The sequence below is a fragment of the Gemmatimonadota bacterium genome (assembly GCA_016713785.1).
Lineage (GTDB): Bacteria > Gemmatimonadota > Gemmatimonadetes > Gemmatimonadales > GWC2-71-9 > JADJOM01.
This window is the reverse complement of the sequence record JADJOM010000003.1, coordinates 1,680,446-1,696,313: the sequence shown is the minus strand read 5'-3', so window position 1 is coordinate 1,696,313 and position 15,868 is coordinate 1,680,446. Positions and strand designations below refer to the sequence as shown.

The 15,868-nt window shown below is 71.1% G+C and carries 17 protein-coding genes; 1 reads left to right on the top strand and 16 read right to left on the bottom strand.

The annotated features are described in order from the left end of the window. Window position 1: 1 nt before the first annotated feature. The 8 genes from pdhA to IPJ95_15710 form a co-directional block, all read right to left on the bottom strand. A complete protein-coding gene (pdhA, locus tag IPJ95_15745; GenBank protein MBK7925056.1) occupies window positions 2-1,015 on the bottom strand; it encodes a pyruvate dehydrogenase (acetyl-transferring) E1 component subunit alpha in 1,014 nt (337 codons plus the stop codon). 6 nt (window positions 1,016-1,021) lie between these two features. Further along, window positions 1,022-1,996 (bottom strand): lipoyl synthase, encoded by a 975-nt coding sequence (lipA, locus tag IPJ95_15740; protein MBK7925055.1) that lies wholly within the window; start codon window positions 1,994-1,996, stop codon window positions 1,022-1,024. A 233-nt stretch (window positions 1,997-2,229) separates the two neighbouring features. After that, complete coding sequence (locus IPJ95_15735; GenBank protein ID MBK7925054.1) at window positions 2,230-2,643, bottom strand: hypothetical protein; 414 nt, start codon at window positions 2,641-2,643, stop codon at window positions 2,230-2,232. A gap of 138 nt (window positions 2,644-2,781) precedes the next feature. Next, complete coding sequence (locus IPJ95_15730) at window positions 2,782-3,936, bottom strand: porin (protein MBK7925053.1); 1,155 nt, start codon at window positions 3,934-3,936, stop codon at window positions 2,782-2,784. Between the two features lie 327 nt (window positions 3,937-4,263). Next, window positions 4,264-4,806, bottom strand: coding sequence for a hypothetical protein (locus tag IPJ95_15725; GenBank protein MBK7925052.1), 543 nt, complete (start codon window positions 4,804-4,806; stop codon window positions 4,264-4,266). Window positions 4,807-4,894: 88 nt separating this feature from the next. Further along, entirely contained in the window at window positions 4,895-6,562 is a 1,668-nt protein-coding gene (locus IPJ95_15720) for a PQQ-binding-like beta-propeller repeat protein (GenBank protein ID MBK7925051.1), read from the bottom strand. Between the two features lie 193 nt (window positions 6,563-6,755). Further along, window positions 6,756-6,893: a hypothetical protein gene (locus tag IPJ95_15715; GenBank protein MBK7925050.1), complete on the bottom strand. Its 138-nt coding sequence runs from the start codon at window positions 6,891-6,893 to the stop codon at window positions 6,756-6,758. Between the two features lie 28 nt (window positions 6,894-6,921). Further along, window positions 6,922-8,352 (bottom strand): OFA family MFS transporter, encoded by a 1,431-nt coding sequence (locus tag IPJ95_15710; GenBank protein ID MBK7925049.1) that lies wholly within the window; start codon window positions 8,350-8,352, stop codon window positions 6,922-6,924. A 93-nt stretch (window positions 8,353-8,445) separates the two neighbouring features. Here IPJ95_15710 and IPJ95_15705 point away from each other — a divergent pair, with 93 nt between their 5' ends. Next, window positions 8,446-8,964, top strand: coding sequence for a hypothetical protein (locus IPJ95_15705; protein MBK7925048.1), 519 nt, complete (start codon window positions 8,446-8,448; stop codon window positions 8,962-8,964). A gap of 20 nt (window positions 8,965-8,984) precedes the next feature. Here the strand turns inward: IPJ95_15705 and IPJ95_15700 are convergent, their stop codons facing one another. From IPJ95_15700 to IPJ95_15665, 8 genes are all read right to left on the bottom strand, one after another. Further along, complete coding sequence (locus IPJ95_15700; protein ID MBK7925047.1) at window positions 8,985-10,163, bottom strand: TlpA family protein disulfide reductase; 1,179 nt, start codon at window positions 10,161-10,163, stop codon at window positions 8,985-8,987. 33 nt (window positions 10,164-10,196) lie between these two features. Further along, complete coding sequence (locus IPJ95_15695; protein MBK7925046.1) at window positions 10,197-11,003, bottom strand: DUF1684 domain-containing protein; 807 nt, start codon at window positions 11,001-11,003, stop codon at window positions 10,197-10,199. Window positions 11,004-11,009: 6 nt separating this feature from the next. Then, the gene (locus IPJ95_15690; GenBank protein MBK7925045.1) at window positions 11,010-11,798 is read right to left on the bottom strand and encodes an anti-sigma factor; all 789 of its coding nucleotides are present in this window, start codon (window positions 11,796-11,798) and stop codon (window positions 11,010-11,012) included. Further along, window positions 11,795-12,520 carry a sigma-70 family RNA polymerase sigma factor gene (locus IPJ95_15685; protein ID MBK7925044.1) on the bottom strand — a complete coding sequence of 242 codons (726 nt, stop codon included), beginning with the start codon at window positions 12,518-12,520 and terminating at the stop codon, window positions 11,795-11,797. Before IPJ95_15685 ends, IPJ95_15690 begins: the two co-directional genes overlap by 4 nt. Window positions 12,521-12,604: 84 nt before the next feature. Beyond that, window positions 12,605-13,042 (bottom strand): hypothetical protein, encoded by a 438-nt coding sequence (locus tag IPJ95_15680; GenBank protein ID MBK7925043.1) that lies wholly within the window; start codon window positions 13,040-13,042, stop codon window positions 12,605-12,607. After that, complete coding sequence (locus IPJ95_15675; GenBank protein ID MBK7925042.1) at window positions 13,042-14,340, bottom strand: tetratricopeptide repeat protein; 1,299 nt, start codon at window positions 14,338-14,340, stop codon at window positions 13,042-13,044. Before IPJ95_15675 ends, IPJ95_15680 begins: the two co-directional genes overlap by 1 nt. Window positions 14,341-14,413: 73 nt before the next feature. Further along, the gene (locus IPJ95_15670) at window positions 14,414-14,974 is read right to left on the bottom strand and encodes a DUF4331 family protein (protein ID MBK7925041.1); all 561 of its coding nucleotides are present in this window, start codon (window positions 14,972-14,974) and stop codon (window positions 14,414-14,416) included. 25 nt (window positions 14,975-14,999) lie between these two features. Further along, window positions 15,000-15,731, bottom strand: a complete 732-nt coding sequence (locus IPJ95_15665) for a DUF4331 family protein (protein ID MBK7925040.1) — start codon at window positions 15,729-15,731, stop codon at window positions 15,000-15,002. Between the last annotated feature and the right edge of the window lie 137 nt (window positions 15,732-15,868).

Below are 15,868 nucleotides of genomic sequence, written 5' to 3'. Positions count from 1 at the left end.
GTCAGCGCCCCTCCCCGGTCGGTGCGTAGACGTCCTTCCACAGCATCTCCGGGTCCGGATCGGGCGACTGGTCGGCGAACTCGTACGCGTCCTGCACCTCGGCCTTCACCTCGGCGTCCAGCTTCTCGAACGCCGCGTCGTCCAGCAGCCCCTCGGCCTTGAGCTTCTCGGCCCACAGGGTGATCGGGTCGCGCTTGCGGTGCGCCTCGACCTCTTCCTTGGTCCGGTAGTGGCCATGGATCGGGTCGGACATCGAGTGCCCCACGAACCGGTAGGTGCGGATCTCGAGCAGCGTCGGCGCCGAGGGACGGCGGGCCCGGACCACCGCCCGGTCCATGGCGGCGATCACCTCGCCCAGGTCCTGGCCGTCCACCACCTCGCGCGACATGTCATAGCTGGTGGCCCGCTCGGAGATGTTCCAGGTGGCCGTGGCCCGGTCGAGGGCGGTGCCCATGCCGTACCGGTTGTTCTCGCAGATGAAGATGCAGGGGAGCTTCCAGATCCCGGCCATGTTGAGCGCCTCGTGGAAGGCGCCGTTGTTGATGGCCGCCTCGCCGAAGAAGCACACCGCGACCTGGTCGGTCTGCCGGTACTTGAACGCGAATCCCATCCCGGTGGTGAGCGGGATGTGCCCCCCGACGATGCCGTGCCCGCCCAGGAAGCCGAGCGAGGCGTCGAAGATGTGCATCGAGCCGCCCTTGCCGCCGGAGCAGCCGGTGGCCTTGCCGAACAACTCGGCCATCACCGCGCGCGCGGGGATGCCGCGGGCGAGCGCATGCCCGTGCTCCCGGTAGGTGGCGGTGATCGCGTCACCCTGCCGGAGCTGGGAAAGGCACCCGACCGCCACCGCCTCCTGCCCGATATAGAGGTGGCAGAAGCCGCCGATCTGGCCCAGGCTGTAGGCCTCGCCCGCCTTCTCCTCGAAGCGGCGGATCAGCAGCATCTGCCGGAGGTACTGGCGGTACTTCTCGGCGGTCTTGGTGTCGGCCTTCCGGCCGGCTTTGGGGGTCGCCATAGTGCCTCAGGGATGGGTGACGGCCGAGGCGCCGAACCGCCGGGTCGCCGTGTCTGCCTGCTCCCACGCATGGTACGACGACCGCGTCAGCGGGCTCGCCTGCACGTGGGTGAAGCCCAGCTGCATCCCGATCTCGCCGAGTTCACGGAACTCGTCGGGGGTGTAGTAGCGGGCGATCGGGAGGTGACCGTCGGTGGGGCGCAGGTACTGACCCAGGGTGAGGATGTTCACGTCGCTCCGCCGCAGGTCCCGCATGCAGGTCACGACCTCGTCCCACTCCTCGCCCAGGCCAAGGATGATCCCGGACTTGGTGAGGCCGTCCGGGCCGATCCGGCGGGCATTGGCCAGCAGGGCGAGTGCCCGGTCGTAGCGACCGCCCGGGCGGGCCAGCCGGTAGAGCCGCTCGCAGGTCTCGAGGTTGTGGTTGAGGATGTGGGGCCGCGCCTCCAGGACGATCCGGAGCGCACGCTCCGATCCCTTGAAATCCGGGATCAGCACCTCCACCGTCGTCTCCCCCCCTTCCGAGCCGGCGGTCCGCGATCGGATCTCGGTGACGCAGCCGGCAAAGGCTTCGGCCCCGCCGTTCTCCAGGTCGTCCCGGTCCACCGAGGTGATGACGACGTGCTTGAGCCCCATCCGGGTCACCGCCTCGGCCAGACGGACCGGCTCGACCGGGTCGTACGGTGCCGGCGTGCCGTGCGCCACGGCGCAGTAGGCGCAGTTCCGGGTGCAGACGTCGCCCAGGATCATGAACGTGGCCGCCCGGTGCTCCCAGCACTCCCCGATATTGGGGCAGCGCGCCTCTTCGCAGACGGTGTGGAGCCCGAGTTCCCGCATCATGCCCTTCAGCTGCAGGTAGGTCCCCCCGCCCGGGGCCTTCACCTTGAGCCAGGAAGGCTTGCGGACCAGCGGGAGCAGGGCCGGTGGCCCGGCCCCCTCCCCGGTGGTGCCCCGTGTCAGCTGAACGAGCGGTGTGGCCATCCCGGGATCCCCCAGGGGTGAGCGTCCGGCGCCGGCGAGCGGAACCAAGCTAGTGGCGAGGGTCCGGATCGGAAATGGGGAACGGGCCTGTTTTCAACCAGATGGTTGAGACGGCTGTCCGAAAGCCGTTCACCGAGCATCGACGGGGAGGGGGTGGATCCTGAAGCCGAGCCGCCCCGGCCCGCGGCGGGAGCCGGGGCCCGGGCGCCGGGGCGGGCGGGGGCGGGGTGGACCTACTTGGCGCAGGCCTGCTGGAGGATCTGGGCGTCGAGCTTGGCCCGCTCCGTCACCTGCCGCTCCTGGGAGTCGGTCCCCCGGGCGTTGGTGTACTCATCGAAGGACTTCGCCGTGATCTCGAGGACGGTGCTCCCGCTGGCGTCGGGCCGGACCCTGGTGTCGAGGACGTTCTTGGTGCCCCGGTAGAGCCCGCTCGGCACCCGGGTGTCGGGGTCGGCCTTCTGGGCCACGTACCACCGTTCCAGGGCGTCATACTGCAGCCGGTTGTAGCCCATGGTCTTGAGCTGGTTCTGCACGCAGGCAAAGATGTCGTCCGGGGCGGCGGAGCTGCTGGTGCGGGTGGTGGAGACCAGCGTTCCCCCACAGCCGGCGAGGAGGGTGCAGGCGACGAGCAGCGCGGACGACTTCACGGGAGGACCTCCGTTGGGGGCGCATGGGGCGAATGGGGAAGAAACCTAGTCGGCGGCGGGGCCTTCCGGCAGCAGCCGGCAAGAGAACGGCCCCCCCGGTAGCCGGGGGGGCCGTGCCCTGCAGCGAATGGCCTGAGCCTAGTAGAACAGCATCATGCCGAAGGCGCCGGTGAACGCCTTGTTCTTGCCGCTGCCTTCCTTGTCCTTCGACCACATGTAGTCGCCTTCGCCCACGATCTTGAGCGACTTGGTGGCCTGGTAGTAGATGCCACCGGAGACCAGGCTGTTCTCGGTCTTGAAGTTGTTGCCATCATCGGCCAGGAAGCTGGAGCCGAAGCTGCCGGCCAGCGTCATCTTGCTGTTGGCCGGGGTGAAGGTCAGCTGGCCGTAGTAGCCGTACGACTTGGTCAGCTCGCTGCCCGACTGCGAGTTGGCGTTGAACATCAGGGTGGTGCTGATGCCCTTGCCGTAGTAACCGGAGCCGTGGATCGAGAAGGTGCCGGTCTTGTAGGTCAGGCCGCCCGAGGCGCCGACCGCCGTCTTGCTCTCATCGGCGATCGGGTCCTTGCCGTTCTGGGCGGTGCCGCCCACGAACACGCTCAGGTTGTTCCCGGCCTTGAAGCTCACCTCCGCCTCGAGGCGGGGGATGGTCAGCTCGGTGTAGGCGCCGAAGGTGCTGGGCTCCATCAGGCCGATGTTGAAGCTGGTGGTCTTGCCGGCCGGCGAGGAGTAGCTGAACTGGGGGACGAAGTTCGGGTACACGTAGCCGAAGCCGATGCGGCCCAGGGTGGTGCCGCCCGGGGCGATGCCGCCGCCGCCGACGCCGAACAGGGTCTGGTCGTTCAGGATGTTGGAGCGCTGGTAGATGCCGAGTTCCTTACCGGCGGTGATCGTGCCCCAGCTGCCGCCGACCGTCATGAACACCTGACGCATGTCGATCTGGGCGCCGAAGCAGTCGTGGGCGTTGCCGCCGCACTGCACCTGGGGCGCAAAGCCGAACTGCACGCCGAGGTCGGTGTTGCCTTCCTTGCCCTTCGCCGTGAACGTGGCAAAGGCGGGGAGCAGGCCGGTGCCGTAGTACAGGCCCTTGGTGTCGGCGCCGGTCACCAGCTGGCCCGGGGAGCCGGTCGCGTTGTTGCTGGAGCTGACGCTCTGGTACATCGCGAAGATGTTGACGTTGCCGGCAAAGCCGAAGGTCCAGCCATTGCTCATCTGCATCGAAAGGGCCTGGGCATTGGCGCCGCTCGCGGCGCCGAGCATCAGGGCCCCGAACAACAGAGCGCTACGCTTCATCGGTGCTTCTCCTGACTAGAAGAGGACTGAAAACGACTGGTACGCTTCAGCACTTCCTGCCTGCACCTGCGTGCTTCGATTCCGACGATGTCTGGTGGGGCCCGGCACCTGGGGGAGGCGGCCAAAGCCGTGGGAGACACCTCCTGAAAGGACGGAACGGCCAGGACGCCGGTGGATTCCTGCCCGGGCGCGGTCCGCTATGTGGTGGAGCGCTCCTAAGATACGCGGTCCGGCGATGGCCGCAACCCGATGCGGCGGAATTGCGCCACACCTGTTCGGATAATCATGCGGCCGGGGGAATGCCCGCAAGGGGGGGCCGCCCCCTCCCTACCGGTTGGTAGGGGCCTCGAGCATCGCCGGGGCGGTCGCGGTCGAGTCGACCGAAAACCGGATCCACATGCCCGAGAGGCCATGGCCCGGCACCCCGCAGAAGATCCGGTAGGATCCCGCCGGGGCCGCCTTGAACCGGATCACGTCGGTGGCGAAGTACCCCAGCCCTTCCAGTGCCTTGATGGAATAGGCCCGGGGAATGGCCGACTGGTCGGACATGCTCGGCATCGGCTCGCTGTCGGGGATCACCACGGCACTGTGGGGGGTGCCGTCCTCGTTGACGAAATTGAACACCACGGTGGCCCCCATCGGGGCCACCAGCGTGAATTCCCCGTCGGTGTAGCCGTTGAAGTTGAAGGGGCTCTTGGCTCCCCGGCCGGTCAGCCCGGCCACCAGCTTGAACTTCATGGTCCGGGTGGTGGGGTTCCAGTCGAGCCAGGTGGAATCGGGAACGACCGGCCGCGGCCGCGCGGGCCTGGGGACGTTCGCGGAGGCGCCGGCCACCAGGGCCAGGACCAGCAGAGTGCGGAACACCGGCATCAGACCCCTCGTGTCGGGCGGAAAAGGGGCGGGAGCGCCCGCATCGGACGCCCCCGCCTGTCCTGCCATGCGACCAGCGTACCGGAACTTAACGCATTGCCGCGGTGAACGGCTTCGGCAGGCCGAAGACGTAGACCGAGTTCCCCAGCGGGTAGTTGAGCTGGAAGTTCCCGCCGCAGGCCACCGCGATGAACTGCTCGCCCTTGTAGGAGAAGCTCATGGGGGCGCTGTTGCAGCCGGCGCCGCCGTTGAACTGCCACAGCAGCTTGCCGGTGCGGGAGTCGTAGGCGTTGAAGTTGCCGTTGCCTTCACCGGTGAAGGTGAGGCCGCCGGCGGTCGCCAGGGCGCCACCCATCATGGGCTGCGGGACCTTGTTCTGCCACACGATCTTGCCCGTCGCCAGGTTGATCGCGGTGTAGGTGCCCCACTGCTCCTCGCCGGGGATCGCCACGAAGGCGGAGCCCAGCCAGAGCCGGCCCTTTTCCCACGGGGCGTTGTGGGTGATGTAGTTCATCGGCTGGTGCAGGCCGGTCACGAAGGCGTAGCCAAGCCGGGGATCCACCGCGATGGGCGACCACTCGGAGCCGCCGTTGGCGCCCGGGAGCATCCGGGTGCCCTGGGCGGACGGCAGGGCGAACATGTTCTCCTGCGGGGTGAAGTTCTCGGTGCGGCGCACCAGCTTGCCGCTGGCGGCATCGAGGACGTACACCCAGGCGGTCTTGCCGGCGTGCACCACCACCTTCTTGCCGCCCAGCGTGGTGACCACCGGGGGCGAGACGGCGTCGAGGTCCCACACGTCGTGCGGCACCGTCTGGTAGTACCACTTGGTCTTGCCGGTGGTCGCGTCGATGGCCACGACGCAGTCGGTGTACAGGTTGTCGCCGGGGCGGACGGCGCCGTCGAGGTCCGGCGACGGGTTGCCGACCGCCACGTAGATCATGTTGAGCGCCTTGTCGTACGCCGGCGTCATCCAGATGCCGCCGCCGCCGCGGGTCCAGGCGTCCGCATACTTCGCGCTGTCGGCCTTCTCCGCCGCCACGCCGCGGTTCAGGTCGGCCCCGTCGGCCGTATGGGTGGGCCAGGTGCCCCACCAGCCGTTCGGCGCGATCGGGTCGAAGGTCGGGTCGCCCTTGGGGGCCGGGATGGAGTACCAGCGCCAGGTCTGCTCGCCGGTCATGGCGTTGTAGGCGGTGACGTGACCGCGGATGCCGTACTCGCCGCCCGAGACGCCGACGATCACGTTGTCGCCGATGATGAGCGGGGCGTGGGTGATGCTGTACCCGTACGCCGGGTCCGCCACCTCGATGTCCCAGAGCACCTCGCCGGTCATCCGGTCCAGGGCCACCAGCCGCGAGTCGAGGGTGCCCATGTAGACGTGGGGACCGTGGACCGCGACGCCGCGGTTGTTCGGGCCGCAGCAGTAGATCGAGGTGCCGAGCTTGTGCTCGTAGCGCCAGACCTGCTTGCCGGTGCTCAGGTCGTACGCGATGGCCGTGTTGTACGGCGTGGTCACGTACATCATGTTGTCCACGACGATCGGGGTGTTCTCGAAGCTCCCCAGGCGGCTGATGCCGGTCTGGAAGACCATCCGGGGCACCATGTTCCGGACATTCGTCGTGTTGAGCTGGGCCAGCGTCGAATAGCGCTGATTCCAGTCGTTGCCGCCGTAGGTCGTCCAGTTGGCCTGGGCGGATAGAGTGGTCGCTCCGGCTGCGAGCAGCACGAGCGACAGACCCCACTGCGTCTGCCTCCGCATGGAATCGTTCTCCTGATAGGTTGTCGATGAACCGAGGAAACTGCTGGAACCAGCAACGCCCGAGGGCGATCGCTTTACTGGGAAGAGGCGCGGCGGCCCCGGCCAGGCCGCCATGCCGGTGGGTGGCCGCGAACGGCCCCTGCATGTGTGACTGGAATATTCCCCGTTCGGCCCCGGCGTCAAGCCAGCCTGACTACTTGAACAGCAGGGAGGCCTTGCGGATGGTCATGTAGATGCCCCAGAGCATCGGGATCCCGACCGCGATCCACGCCAGCAGCAGCACCGCCAGGCCGGACCCGCCGGCGGGGGCGTCGTTCCGTGTCTCGTCCATCCCGTCTCCTCCTGCGAGGCGCCCGCGGCTACTTGGCCGGGGCGAGCCCCTCGCGGCGCAGGTCGTCGTCGCTCATGAAGTGCTGTTCCGCCACCGGGCGGACCATCAGGTTGCAGCAGAAGCCGACCACCAGCATCCCGGCCAGCACGTACATGGTGAACGCGTAGGCCTCCACCGGTGCCGCGCCCCGGGCCAGCTGCCACTGCCGGAGGTAGCTGACCACCGCCGGGCCCACCAGCCCCGCCACCGACCAGGCGGTGAGCAGCCGGCCGTGGATGGCGCCCACGAACGCGGTGCCGAACTTGTCGGCCAGGTAGGCGGGGATGGTGGCGAATCCGCCCCCGTACATCGTCAGGATGAGGCAGAAGATCGTCGCGAACAGCGCCACGCTGCCGCCGCGGCCCGCGCCGGGCACCGCCGAGTAGAGCACGGCGCCCAGGGCAAAGAAGATGGCGTAGGTGGCCTTCCGCCCGATGAAGTCGGAGGCCGAGGCCCACAGGAATCGGCCCAGGATATTGAAGAAGCTGAGCAGCGCCGCGAACGCGGCGCCGATGGTGGCCACCTGGGCCTTCTGGGCCTCGTCCAGGTCCACGAGCGCCGTCGCCACGCCGATCAGCCGGCCGCCGAAGATCTCCTGGATCATCGGGGAGGCGAGGCTCAGCACCCCGATCCCGGCGCTCACGTTGAGGCAGAGCACCGCCCACAGGAACCAGAACTGCGGGGTCTTCCAGGCCACGTCCACGTGCACGTGCCGGGTGGTCTGCGCCGTCTTCTGGGTGACGGGCGGCGTCCATCCCGCCGGCCGCCAGTCCTTGGCCGGGATCCGGTAGCCGAAGGCGCCGCAGAGCATGGCCACGAAGTAGAGCAGGCCCAGCACCACGAAGGTCTCCCACACGCCCACCGAGGTGGGCGTGGCGAACCGCTTCATCAGCAGGTCGGCCAGCGGGGCGCCGATCATGGCGCCGCCGCCGAATCCCATGATCGCCATGCCGGTGGCCAGGCCGCGGCGGTCGGGGAACCACTTGATCAGGGTGGAGACGGGGGAGATGTACCCGAGTCCCAGCCCGCAGCCGCCCACCACGCCGAGCCCGAGCCAGAGCAGCGGGAGGATGTGGAGCTTGACCCCGACCGCCGCGATCAGGAACCCGCCCCCCCAGCAGAAGGCCGCGGCCACGCCCGCGCGCCGCGGGCCGACCCGTTCCAGCCACCGGCCGAAGACCGCCGCCGACGAGCCGAGGAAGAAGATCCCCAGCGCGAAGGTGAGGTTTACCTGCGAGATGGTCCAGTCGCCCTCGATCGGGCGGGTGACGCCGAGGGCCTGGGAGAGGGGCTTCCAGAAGACGCTGAGGCCGTATGCCATGCCGATCGACAGGTGGATCGCCAGGGCGGCGGGCGGGACCAGCCAGCGGTTGTAGCCGGGCCTGGCGATGATCCGTTCGCGGTCGAGCAGACCGGCCATCAGGGGACTCCAGGGATAGAGGGGAACCTGCAGACGGGATACATTATCGTACACCTGGCGAAAACGCCATCTCCTCCGGATGCCGAGGTCGCTGTGAATCGTCGTGCCGTTGCGCTGTGGCTGCTCGTCCCGTGCGCGCCCGCCGCGCTGCGTGCGCAGGTGCCGGCGCTGCCCGCGTGGGTGGTGGCCGATTCGGCGGGCCGGAGTGTCCGCCTCACGCTCGACGCCCTCCCGGGTGGTCCCGAGGGGATCGCCACCCTGAATGGCCTGCATCATGGCGCCGTGCAGCTGGTGGTACCGCAGCACTGGACCGTGCAGTGGACGTGGGTGAACCGCGACAGCACCCAGCCGCACAGCCTCGTGGTGATGGCGGAACGGGAGAAGCTGCCCATGGAGGGCGGCCGTCCCGCCCTGGAGAACGCCGTGAGCCGCGCCGTCACCACCGGGCTCAAGCCGGGCCAGCGCGACCTGACCACCTTCGTGGCCGAGGACGCCGGCTGGTACTGGCTCCTCTGTGGCGTCCCCGGCCATGCGATCCGGGGCGAGTGGATCGGCCTCAAGGTGGACCGGGAGGCGTCCGGGCCCGCCGTGGTGGTGAAGGCGGCGCCGTAGGCCCGCACGATCCTGCGAGGCTAGCGCCGCGCCGGCTCCGCCAGCAACCGCTCGACTTCCCGCGTGAACTCCGCCACCAGCGCCTCGTGCGCCGCCCCGGTGGCGGGGCCGTAGAACCCGGCATGGATCCGCCGGATCCGCCCGTCCCGTCCCACGAACAGCGTCGTCGGGTAGGCGGTGAACCCTTCCAGCTGCGGGAAGGCCGCGCTCACCGCCTCCACCTCGCTCACCCCGCCGAGCAGGAGGGGGAACGGGATCCCGAACTTCTCGCGGTAGCGCCGCACCAGCGGCGCATCCTGGGCGCTGTCGCCGGTCACCTCGAAGGCGATCCCCACGACCTCCAGGCCCCGCTCCCGGAACCGCTGGTACAGCCCCACCAGCGCGGGTGCCGCATCGTGGCAGGTGGGGCACCAGGTGCCGAAGAGGTCCACCAGGACCACCTTGCCATGGAAGCGGGCGTCGCTCGACGAGACCATCCGTCCGTCCACGTCGGGGAAGCGGAACGCGAGGGGCGCGCTGCTGTCGGCGCGGGTCACGGCCGTCGGGGGTGTGAGGTGCGGCCGGCCGGTGGCCCGGGTGGCGACGAACGCCGTGCGGGTCCGGAGTCCGGCGTGAAAGCTGCCCCGGAGGGTGTCGCCGTCCAGGCGCCCGGTGAGCAGGTAGACGAACGAACCGTCGAAGTGTCCCAGGGCCAGGCTGTCGCCAGTGGCCCGGCCCGCGAAGAGCCCGTAGTCGCCCGAGTTGGAGATGACTGCGCCCTCGAGGCCCTGTGGGCCGTTGCGGATCTCGAAGACCCGCGGCGTCTGCTCGAAGCCGCTCTGGAACCACGCGTCCCACCGGCCCAGCAGCGCGGCCCCTCCGGCGGTCCCGGTCCAGCGTCCCCGGCTGGCGCGGAGCGGGATGGTCCGCGGACCGCGCCGCCCCACGTTGTGGTACCGTCCCACCAGCGAGTCGCCCCGCGGCACCACCGCCATCGAGGCGGCGTAGTCCCCGAGTTCCAGCACCAGGCTGTCACCGTCCCAGCGCACGGCGGAGAAGGGGGTGCAGCTGCCGGCATTGCACAGCTCGCCCCCCAGTCCCGCCGTCGTGGAGGTGAGCACCAGGCCGAACTCGAGCGGCCCGCCGGCGAGGTCGAGGGTGGCGCGCCAGGGACCGGTGACGTCCGGGGTGGCGAGCAGCAGCGCGAGGAGGGAGAGCATGCGGGAAATCAGGTGGGGGAGCCCACCCGCGCGCTAGGGCGCGTGGTACTGCTCGCCCGCGCGGACCGCGGCCGCCAGGCGGTTGCCGGGCCACGGCGCGGGGCAGGGGAACACCGAGCTGTAGGCGCAGTACGGATTGCGGGCGCGATTGAAGTCCAGCTCGTACGCCCCGTCGGCCGAGGGCAGTAGTTCGATGAACCGCCCCGCGGGGTAGGTCTCGCGGCCGTTGGTGGCGTCGCGGAAGTAGATGAACAGCGGCGCCTCGTCATCGTCGGCGGCCCCCAGCCGGTACACGCGCAGCCGCGTGGTGGCGCCGGCCATCGTGACGCGCACGAGCCCGGCCTCGTTGGCGTCGGTCTCGGCGCCGTCGAGGCCCAGGACCGGGAACCGCCCTCGCCGCTCCGGTGGCTCGAGCCGGACGGCGATCCGCAGGCTCGGGGCGTATGCGAAGAACTGTGGAGGCGTGGCCCCTCGAACCGTGCCGAAGCTGGCCGCCACCGCGCGTCCGGGGCCGCCGGTGATGACCAGCCGCGCCGTCGCGGAGAGCGGCACCGCACGGCCGCGGGGCAGGATCCGCCGCGCGCCGTCGGTGGTGAGCACGACCGACGACCCCGCCTCGGTGAGGATACCACGCGGCACGCCGGCGAGCGGCAGGTCGCTCGGCTCCGCCCCCACGCTGATCCCCGGCCCGATGGGCTGGAGCCCGAGCGCAGCATACGGCGAGAGCGGATCGGTGGCCAGCCAGGCGGTGAACTCGGCCCGTTCCCGCCCGACCTCCGCGGCCGGCGTCTGGGCCCGCAGCGGGAGGGCGGTCAGGAGCAGCAGGGCCAGGCCGCGCATCGCGGGTCAGGATTCCGCGCGCGAGAACGTGCCGACCAGCAGCACCGGCGTGGTGGGCTGCGCCGAGCCGCTGTCGGGCTCCTCGGTGATCGCGGCGGCCGTCAGCTCCACACCCTCCGGGACCGGGACCGCATGCACCAGGCCGTGGCCGCTCGGTTCGGTGTTGAAGGTGACCGAGGCGATCGGCGCGCCGGTCCGCGGGAGGAACCAGAGCTGGTACGCCCGCCGCTGGCCCGCCGGCGCCAGCTGGAACGCGTGCAGCAGGAGCCGGTTGGATTTCCGGTTCCAGAACAGCTGGATCACGGGCCGCGGCGTCCCCGGCTCGCCCATGCGGGTGAGCAGCACGTTGGGATCGAGGATGGCGTTGAGCTCCGACTCGCGCAGCGCCAGCTGCTGCTCCCGGCCGCGCAGGCTGTCCTGCAGCGCCGTGACCGCGGCGGTGGCACCGGCCAGGGCGCGCCGCGAGGAGAACCACGCGGCGCTGACCCCCGCGAGCGCCACCAGCGATGCCGCGAGCGCCAGCCACGCCAGGCGCGGGGCGCGGGGAGCCAGCGCGGCCTCACGGGTGGCCGTGGCGCGTGCCACCACACGGGCCCGCAGCTCCGGCGCGGGCGTGGTGGCCCCTCCGGCGCCGAGCGCGAGCAGGGCGTTCACCTCACGGTACTCGGCCACCTCCCGCGCCGTCTCCGGCGAGGTGGCCATGAAGGCCTCGAACGCGCGAGCCTCTGCCGGGTCGAGTGCGCCCAGGGCATACGCCGCGGCGAGGTCGCGCAGGTCCTGCGGGCCGCCCGTCACACTGCCCCCTCGAAGTAGTACGGTCGCAGCGCCTCGCGGAGCTTCAGCATCCCGAGGCGCATCCGGGTCTTCACCGTGCCGAGTGGTTCCTGCAGCCGCTCGGCGATCTCCGACTGCGACAGCCCGTCGTAGTAGGCCAGCTCGATGGCCGTCCGCTGCGGTGGCGACAGGGTGGCCAGCGCGGCGCTCACCGCGCGGCTACGCTCCTCCCGCTCGAGCCCGCTCCCCGGCGGGGGAAAACCGGCGCTCATGGCGGGGGCGGTCTCCGCGGTGTCGCGCGCGGCGCTGTCGGTGGCGCGGGCGCGCCGGGACTGCGCCCGCACAAGGTCCAGTGCCCGGCTGCGCGCCATCACGGTGAGCCACGCCGCGACCGAGCCACGCGCCGCATCGAAGCGCGGCGCCTCGCGCCACGCCTGCGCGAAGGCCTCCATCACCACCTCCTCGGCATCGGCCGCCTGCCCGACCACCCGGAAGGCCACCGCGTACAGGACCACGCCGAACCGGTCATACAGGAGGCCCAGGGCACGGTCATCGCCGCGCGCCATCTGCTGGACCAGGTCGATGTCATGCGGGGCGGAAGAACGGTCGGTCATCGGCCGGTCGGTGGCGGTGTGAGCGACGGCGTCGAGGGCGGCGCCATGCTGCATCAGTCTATCCCGCATCCGGAGCGGGGCACAAGGCAACCCGGCGGCGCCGGGTGGCCAGGGCAGGGCGGAGGTCATGGGGTGAGGCATCGCTCCCGGGGGTCGGGCGGCCGCGCGGATGCGGCCGCCCCTGCCACTCTACGCCGGCCACCACGCCCCGGTTCATGGGAGTGTTTTCGGCCGGTCGCCCGGCAGGAAGAGCAGGCTCGCGTCGCCGGCCGGGCGACGCACCTGCACCACGTTGACCTGATCGTCGAACAGCTCCGTGAGCATCTCCTGGCGCAGCGTGGCGCCCGCCATTCCCTGCCGCGCCACTGCGGTCAGGGTCAGGAAGGTCATCTCGCCATCGACCCGCGCCCCGGCCCAGGCCAGCGGGATCTCGCGCCCTCCCGCGTCACGCAGCCCGAGCCGGCCCCGGACATACCGGGCCAGGCTCGAGTCGTCTGCTGCCCCCTGGGCCCGCCGCGCCGCTGCCTGCAGGTCCTCCGTGAAGGCGCGTACCGTCACCGTCAGCCGGCCCCCGGGCTCCTCGCGGAGTTCGGTGTGGGTGCTGTGCAGCGGGTGCGCCGCCAGGGCAAGCGCCAGCACGAAGACACGCATCAGCGATGCCCGAGTGCGGCGAGGAGGCTCCGGGCCTCGGCGGCCTGGCGATGGTGGAAGGCCGGATCGACCGCGAGTGCTTCCTTCAGGCGGCGCCGGGCCGTCGCCGTGTCTCCCACCGCGAGGGCGATCCGGCCCCCGTGATAGAGCAACGTGGCATCCTCCACGCCGCGGCTGAGGGCCTCGGCGACCAGGGGCGCCGCCGCCGCCGTATCCCCGGCACGGAACGCGGCCCAGGCCGCGAGGTCGAGGCCATGCACGTCGTGCCGGCTGCTCAGCCCGGCGGTGGCGCGGGCCCGCAGCTCCGCGATCCGCTGCCCGTGGTCGAGCAGAAAGAGACCCCACGCACGGTGGAATCCACTCCCGGCCTGCGACACCGCCACCTCGAGCGCGCGGGCATGCTGTTCGGCCGCCGCGCTGTCGCCGACGGCCTCCGCGGCCTCGGCCAGGAGGATCAGCGCCGCCGGGTCGAGTCGCTGGCCCAGGGCCCGGGTGCCCAGGTCGCGGGCCCGGGCCGGGTGACCGGTGCGGAGTTCGAGCGTCCCCAGCGCCACCAGGACCCGCGGATCCTCCGGAAGGCTGGAGAGGGCCCGCTCGAAGGCCGCGCGGGCCAGGTCCGGCCGGCCATGGTGCGCTGCCAGCTCGCCCAGCCGGAGATCGAACCAGGCCAGTTGGTCTGGGGTGGTGCGGAATCCCGCCGCGAGCGAGTCCCGCAGGGATGTGAGGAGTTCCCGGGCTTCCCCGCTCCGGCCGCTCAACTCGAGCCACCGGGCGTAGCGTGGGCCCACCGCGCCGGTGTGCCGGAGCAGGGCGAGGGTGCCGAAGAGGCGATCGGCCTCGGCGTAGCGGCCGAGCTCCAGGGCGATCTCGCCGAGGGTCGCCCGGGTGATCGCGTCGGTCGGGTCGGCGGCCAGGCGCGCCGCGGTGAGGTCGTACGCCTCGGGGAACCGGTGCTGCGCCATGAGTGCGCTGGTCAGCACAGCCGCCGCACCGTCATTGCGGGCGTGGCGTGTGCCAAGGCTGGCCCGGGCCAGCGTTTCCGCCCGGCGCACGTCACCCTCCGACCCGGTGGCGCGACTGCGGTCGAGGTAGAGCGCCGCGAGCATGGCCCGGTCGCGCGCGCCATAGGGGTCGCGTGCGGTCCGGGCCGTATAGAACGCGATGTCCTGCTCGCGCACTTCGGCGGCTTGGCGGCTCGGCGGCTCGGCCCCCGGGGTGACGGCCGATGCCCGTCCGCCACCACCGAGCAGCACCCCGCTGACCCCGACGACGAGTGCGATCGTGATCCACCACCGCATCTGGCATTTCCTCCACGGGCGGCGCCCGGTGGCTCGGCGATCCAGCCGCCGAGCCACCGAGCGACCGAGCCGCCTAGTTGGGTGGCGCGAGATAGGGGAAGGTGGCGAGGAACGGCGAGTCGCTGGCCACGTTGTCGGTGGTCAGGCTCGGGGTGGTGTGGGTCGGGTCGGCGCCGAACGGATCACCGAAGACCGCGAGCAGGGCCAGGTCCACCACGTCGTCGTCGAGCTTCCGCCCGCCCCAGCCGTTGGCCAGGGGCGGCACCCCGACCCAGTTGAGCCAGCTGGCGGTCGCGGGGTCCTTGTCGGTCTGCACGATCAGCATGTCGGGTAGCAGGACGCTCGCGAGGATCCCCACGTAGGCCGAGTCGCGGCCGGCGATGGTCGTCGGCGAGCCGAGCACCAGGTGCCCATAGAGCTCCGGGCCGATCAGCGCGCCGTCCTGGTCGGGCCCGATGGAGCCGTGGGTCGGGTGGCTGCGCTTGTCGAGCAGCACCTCGCTCAGCAACGGGTTGCCCAGCCGCTGGACCTGGTTGTAGGTGGTGGTCTTGCCGGGACCGGTCCCGGCGGAGGAGTCGTCGCTGCAGGCGGCCACGGTCAGGGCCAGGCCGAGCAGGAGGAAGGGGGCACGCATGGTCGGGTGTCTCCGGGGTCGTGGGTCAGCGGCTCAGGGTGCCCCAGATGCCGAGCTTCCCGGGCGCGCCATTCTCCAGCAACGACGAGGGAAGTTCCACGACAACCGAGAGCACGTTGTAGCCGGCGATGTAGTTGACGGCCTGCCCGGGGGCGCGGAAGCCCACGCTCGGCAGGGCACAGGGTCCCGCCAGCGCGCCACCGGCCGGACGGCGGTCGGGCAGGATGCAGAAGGCCGCCTCGAGGTCGAGGAAGAACGAGTCGTCACGCGGGCCCGCGAAGGCCTGGATGCCGGTGGCCGAGCCGAAGCTGGTGTTGAAGCTGCCGCGGAGGGTGGGGGCATTCTGGTCCACCACGTTCATCATGGCGCCCGGGACCACCGGGGCGTCGGGGCCACGCACCACCACCGTCTGGCCGGTGCCTTTCCCCTCGAAGCTGACCTGGATCACCTTGTCCTCGAGCGCGTCCCCGTCGTTGTCCACCTTGAACTGGTAGAGGATGTTGGGGTCGAAGGCCGCGGCCGCGGTCTGGGCCGGGGAGAGGAACCCGCTGGTGTTCATCACCAGCGCGATCCGCCCGGGCGCTGAACCGGGGAAGGCATAGACGTCGGTCAGGTCCATGCGGGGATTGAGCTCCACCAGGGGGGTGTCCTGGTGGTCGGAGGCGACCACCACCCCCGCGCCGCCGGCGAGTGCGCCGGTGACCGCGAGGAGGATGGCGAGCCGCTGGAAGCGCGAGAGCGCGCGCCAACGCATCATGGGGGGACTCCTGGAGCTGGGGGTGTCGGAACCCGGCGGGCTGCCGGGTCGGCCGGCGCGATCCGCGCCGCCGATTGCACCCCTTCTACGCCGCTCCCCCGCGACCGGATGTCCGGCCCGCGTGACGGATGCCATTG

Excerpts from the sequence above, each read along its gene's own strand:
- IPJ95_15710 (MBK7925049.1), bottom strand. The coding sequence starts at position 8,352 with ATGGCCGGTCTGCTCGACCGCGAACGGATCATCGCCAGGCCCGGCTAC.
- IPJ95_15695 (MBK7925046.1), bottom strand. The coding sequence starts at position 11,003 with ATGCGCGGCCTGGCCCTGCTGCTCCTGACCGCCCTCCCGCTGCGGGCC.
- IPJ95_15675 (MBK7925042.1), bottom strand. The coding sequence starts at position 14,340 with ATGCGGTGGTGGATCACGATCGCACTCGTCGTCGGGGTCAGCGGGGTG.
- IPJ95_15680 (MBK7925043.1), bottom strand. The coding sequence starts at position 13,042 with ATGCGTGTCTTCGTGCTGGCGCTTGCCCTGGCGGCGCACCCGCTGCAC.
- IPJ95_15725 (MBK7925052.1), bottom strand. The coding sequence starts at position 4,806 with ATGCCGGTGTTCCGCACTCTGCTGGTCCTGGCCCTGGTGGCCGGCGCC.
- IPJ95_15685 (MBK7925044.1), bottom strand. The coding sequence starts at position 12,520 with ATGACCTCCGCCCTGCCCTGGCCACCCGGCGCCGCCGGGTTGCCTTGT.
- IPJ95_15670 (MBK7925041.1), bottom strand. The coding sequence starts at position 14,974 with ATGCGTGCCCCCTTCCTCCTGCTCGGCCTGGCCCTGACCGTGGCCGCC.
- pdhA (MBK7925056.1), bottom strand. The coding sequence starts at position 1,015 with ATGGCGACCCCCAAAGCCGGCCGGAAGGCCGACACCAAGACCGCCGAG.
- IPJ95_15665 (MBK7925040.1), bottom strand. The coding sequence starts at position 15,731 with ATGATGCGTTGGCGCGCGCTCTCGCGCTTCCAGCGGCTCGCCATCCTC.
- IPJ95_15715 (MBK7925050.1), bottom strand. The coding sequence starts at position 6,893 with ATGGACGAGACACGGAACGACGCCCCCGCCGGCGGGTCCGGCCTGGCG.
- IPJ95_15700 (MBK7925047.1), bottom strand. The coding sequence starts at position 10,163 with ATGCTCTCCCTCCTCGCGCTGCTGCTCGCCACCCCGGACGTCACCGGT.
- lipA (MBK7925055.1), bottom strand. The coding sequence starts at position 1,996 with ATGGCCACACCGCTCGTTCAGCTGACACGGGGCACCACCGGGGAGGGG.
- IPJ95_15720 (MBK7925051.1), bottom strand. The coding sequence starts at position 6,562 with ATGCGGAGGCAGACGCAGTGGGGTCTGTCGCTCGTGCTGCTCGCAGCC.
- IPJ95_15730 (MBK7925053.1), bottom strand. The coding sequence starts at position 3,936 with ATGAAGCGTAGCGCTCTGTTGTTCGGGGCCCTGATGCTCGGCGCCGCG.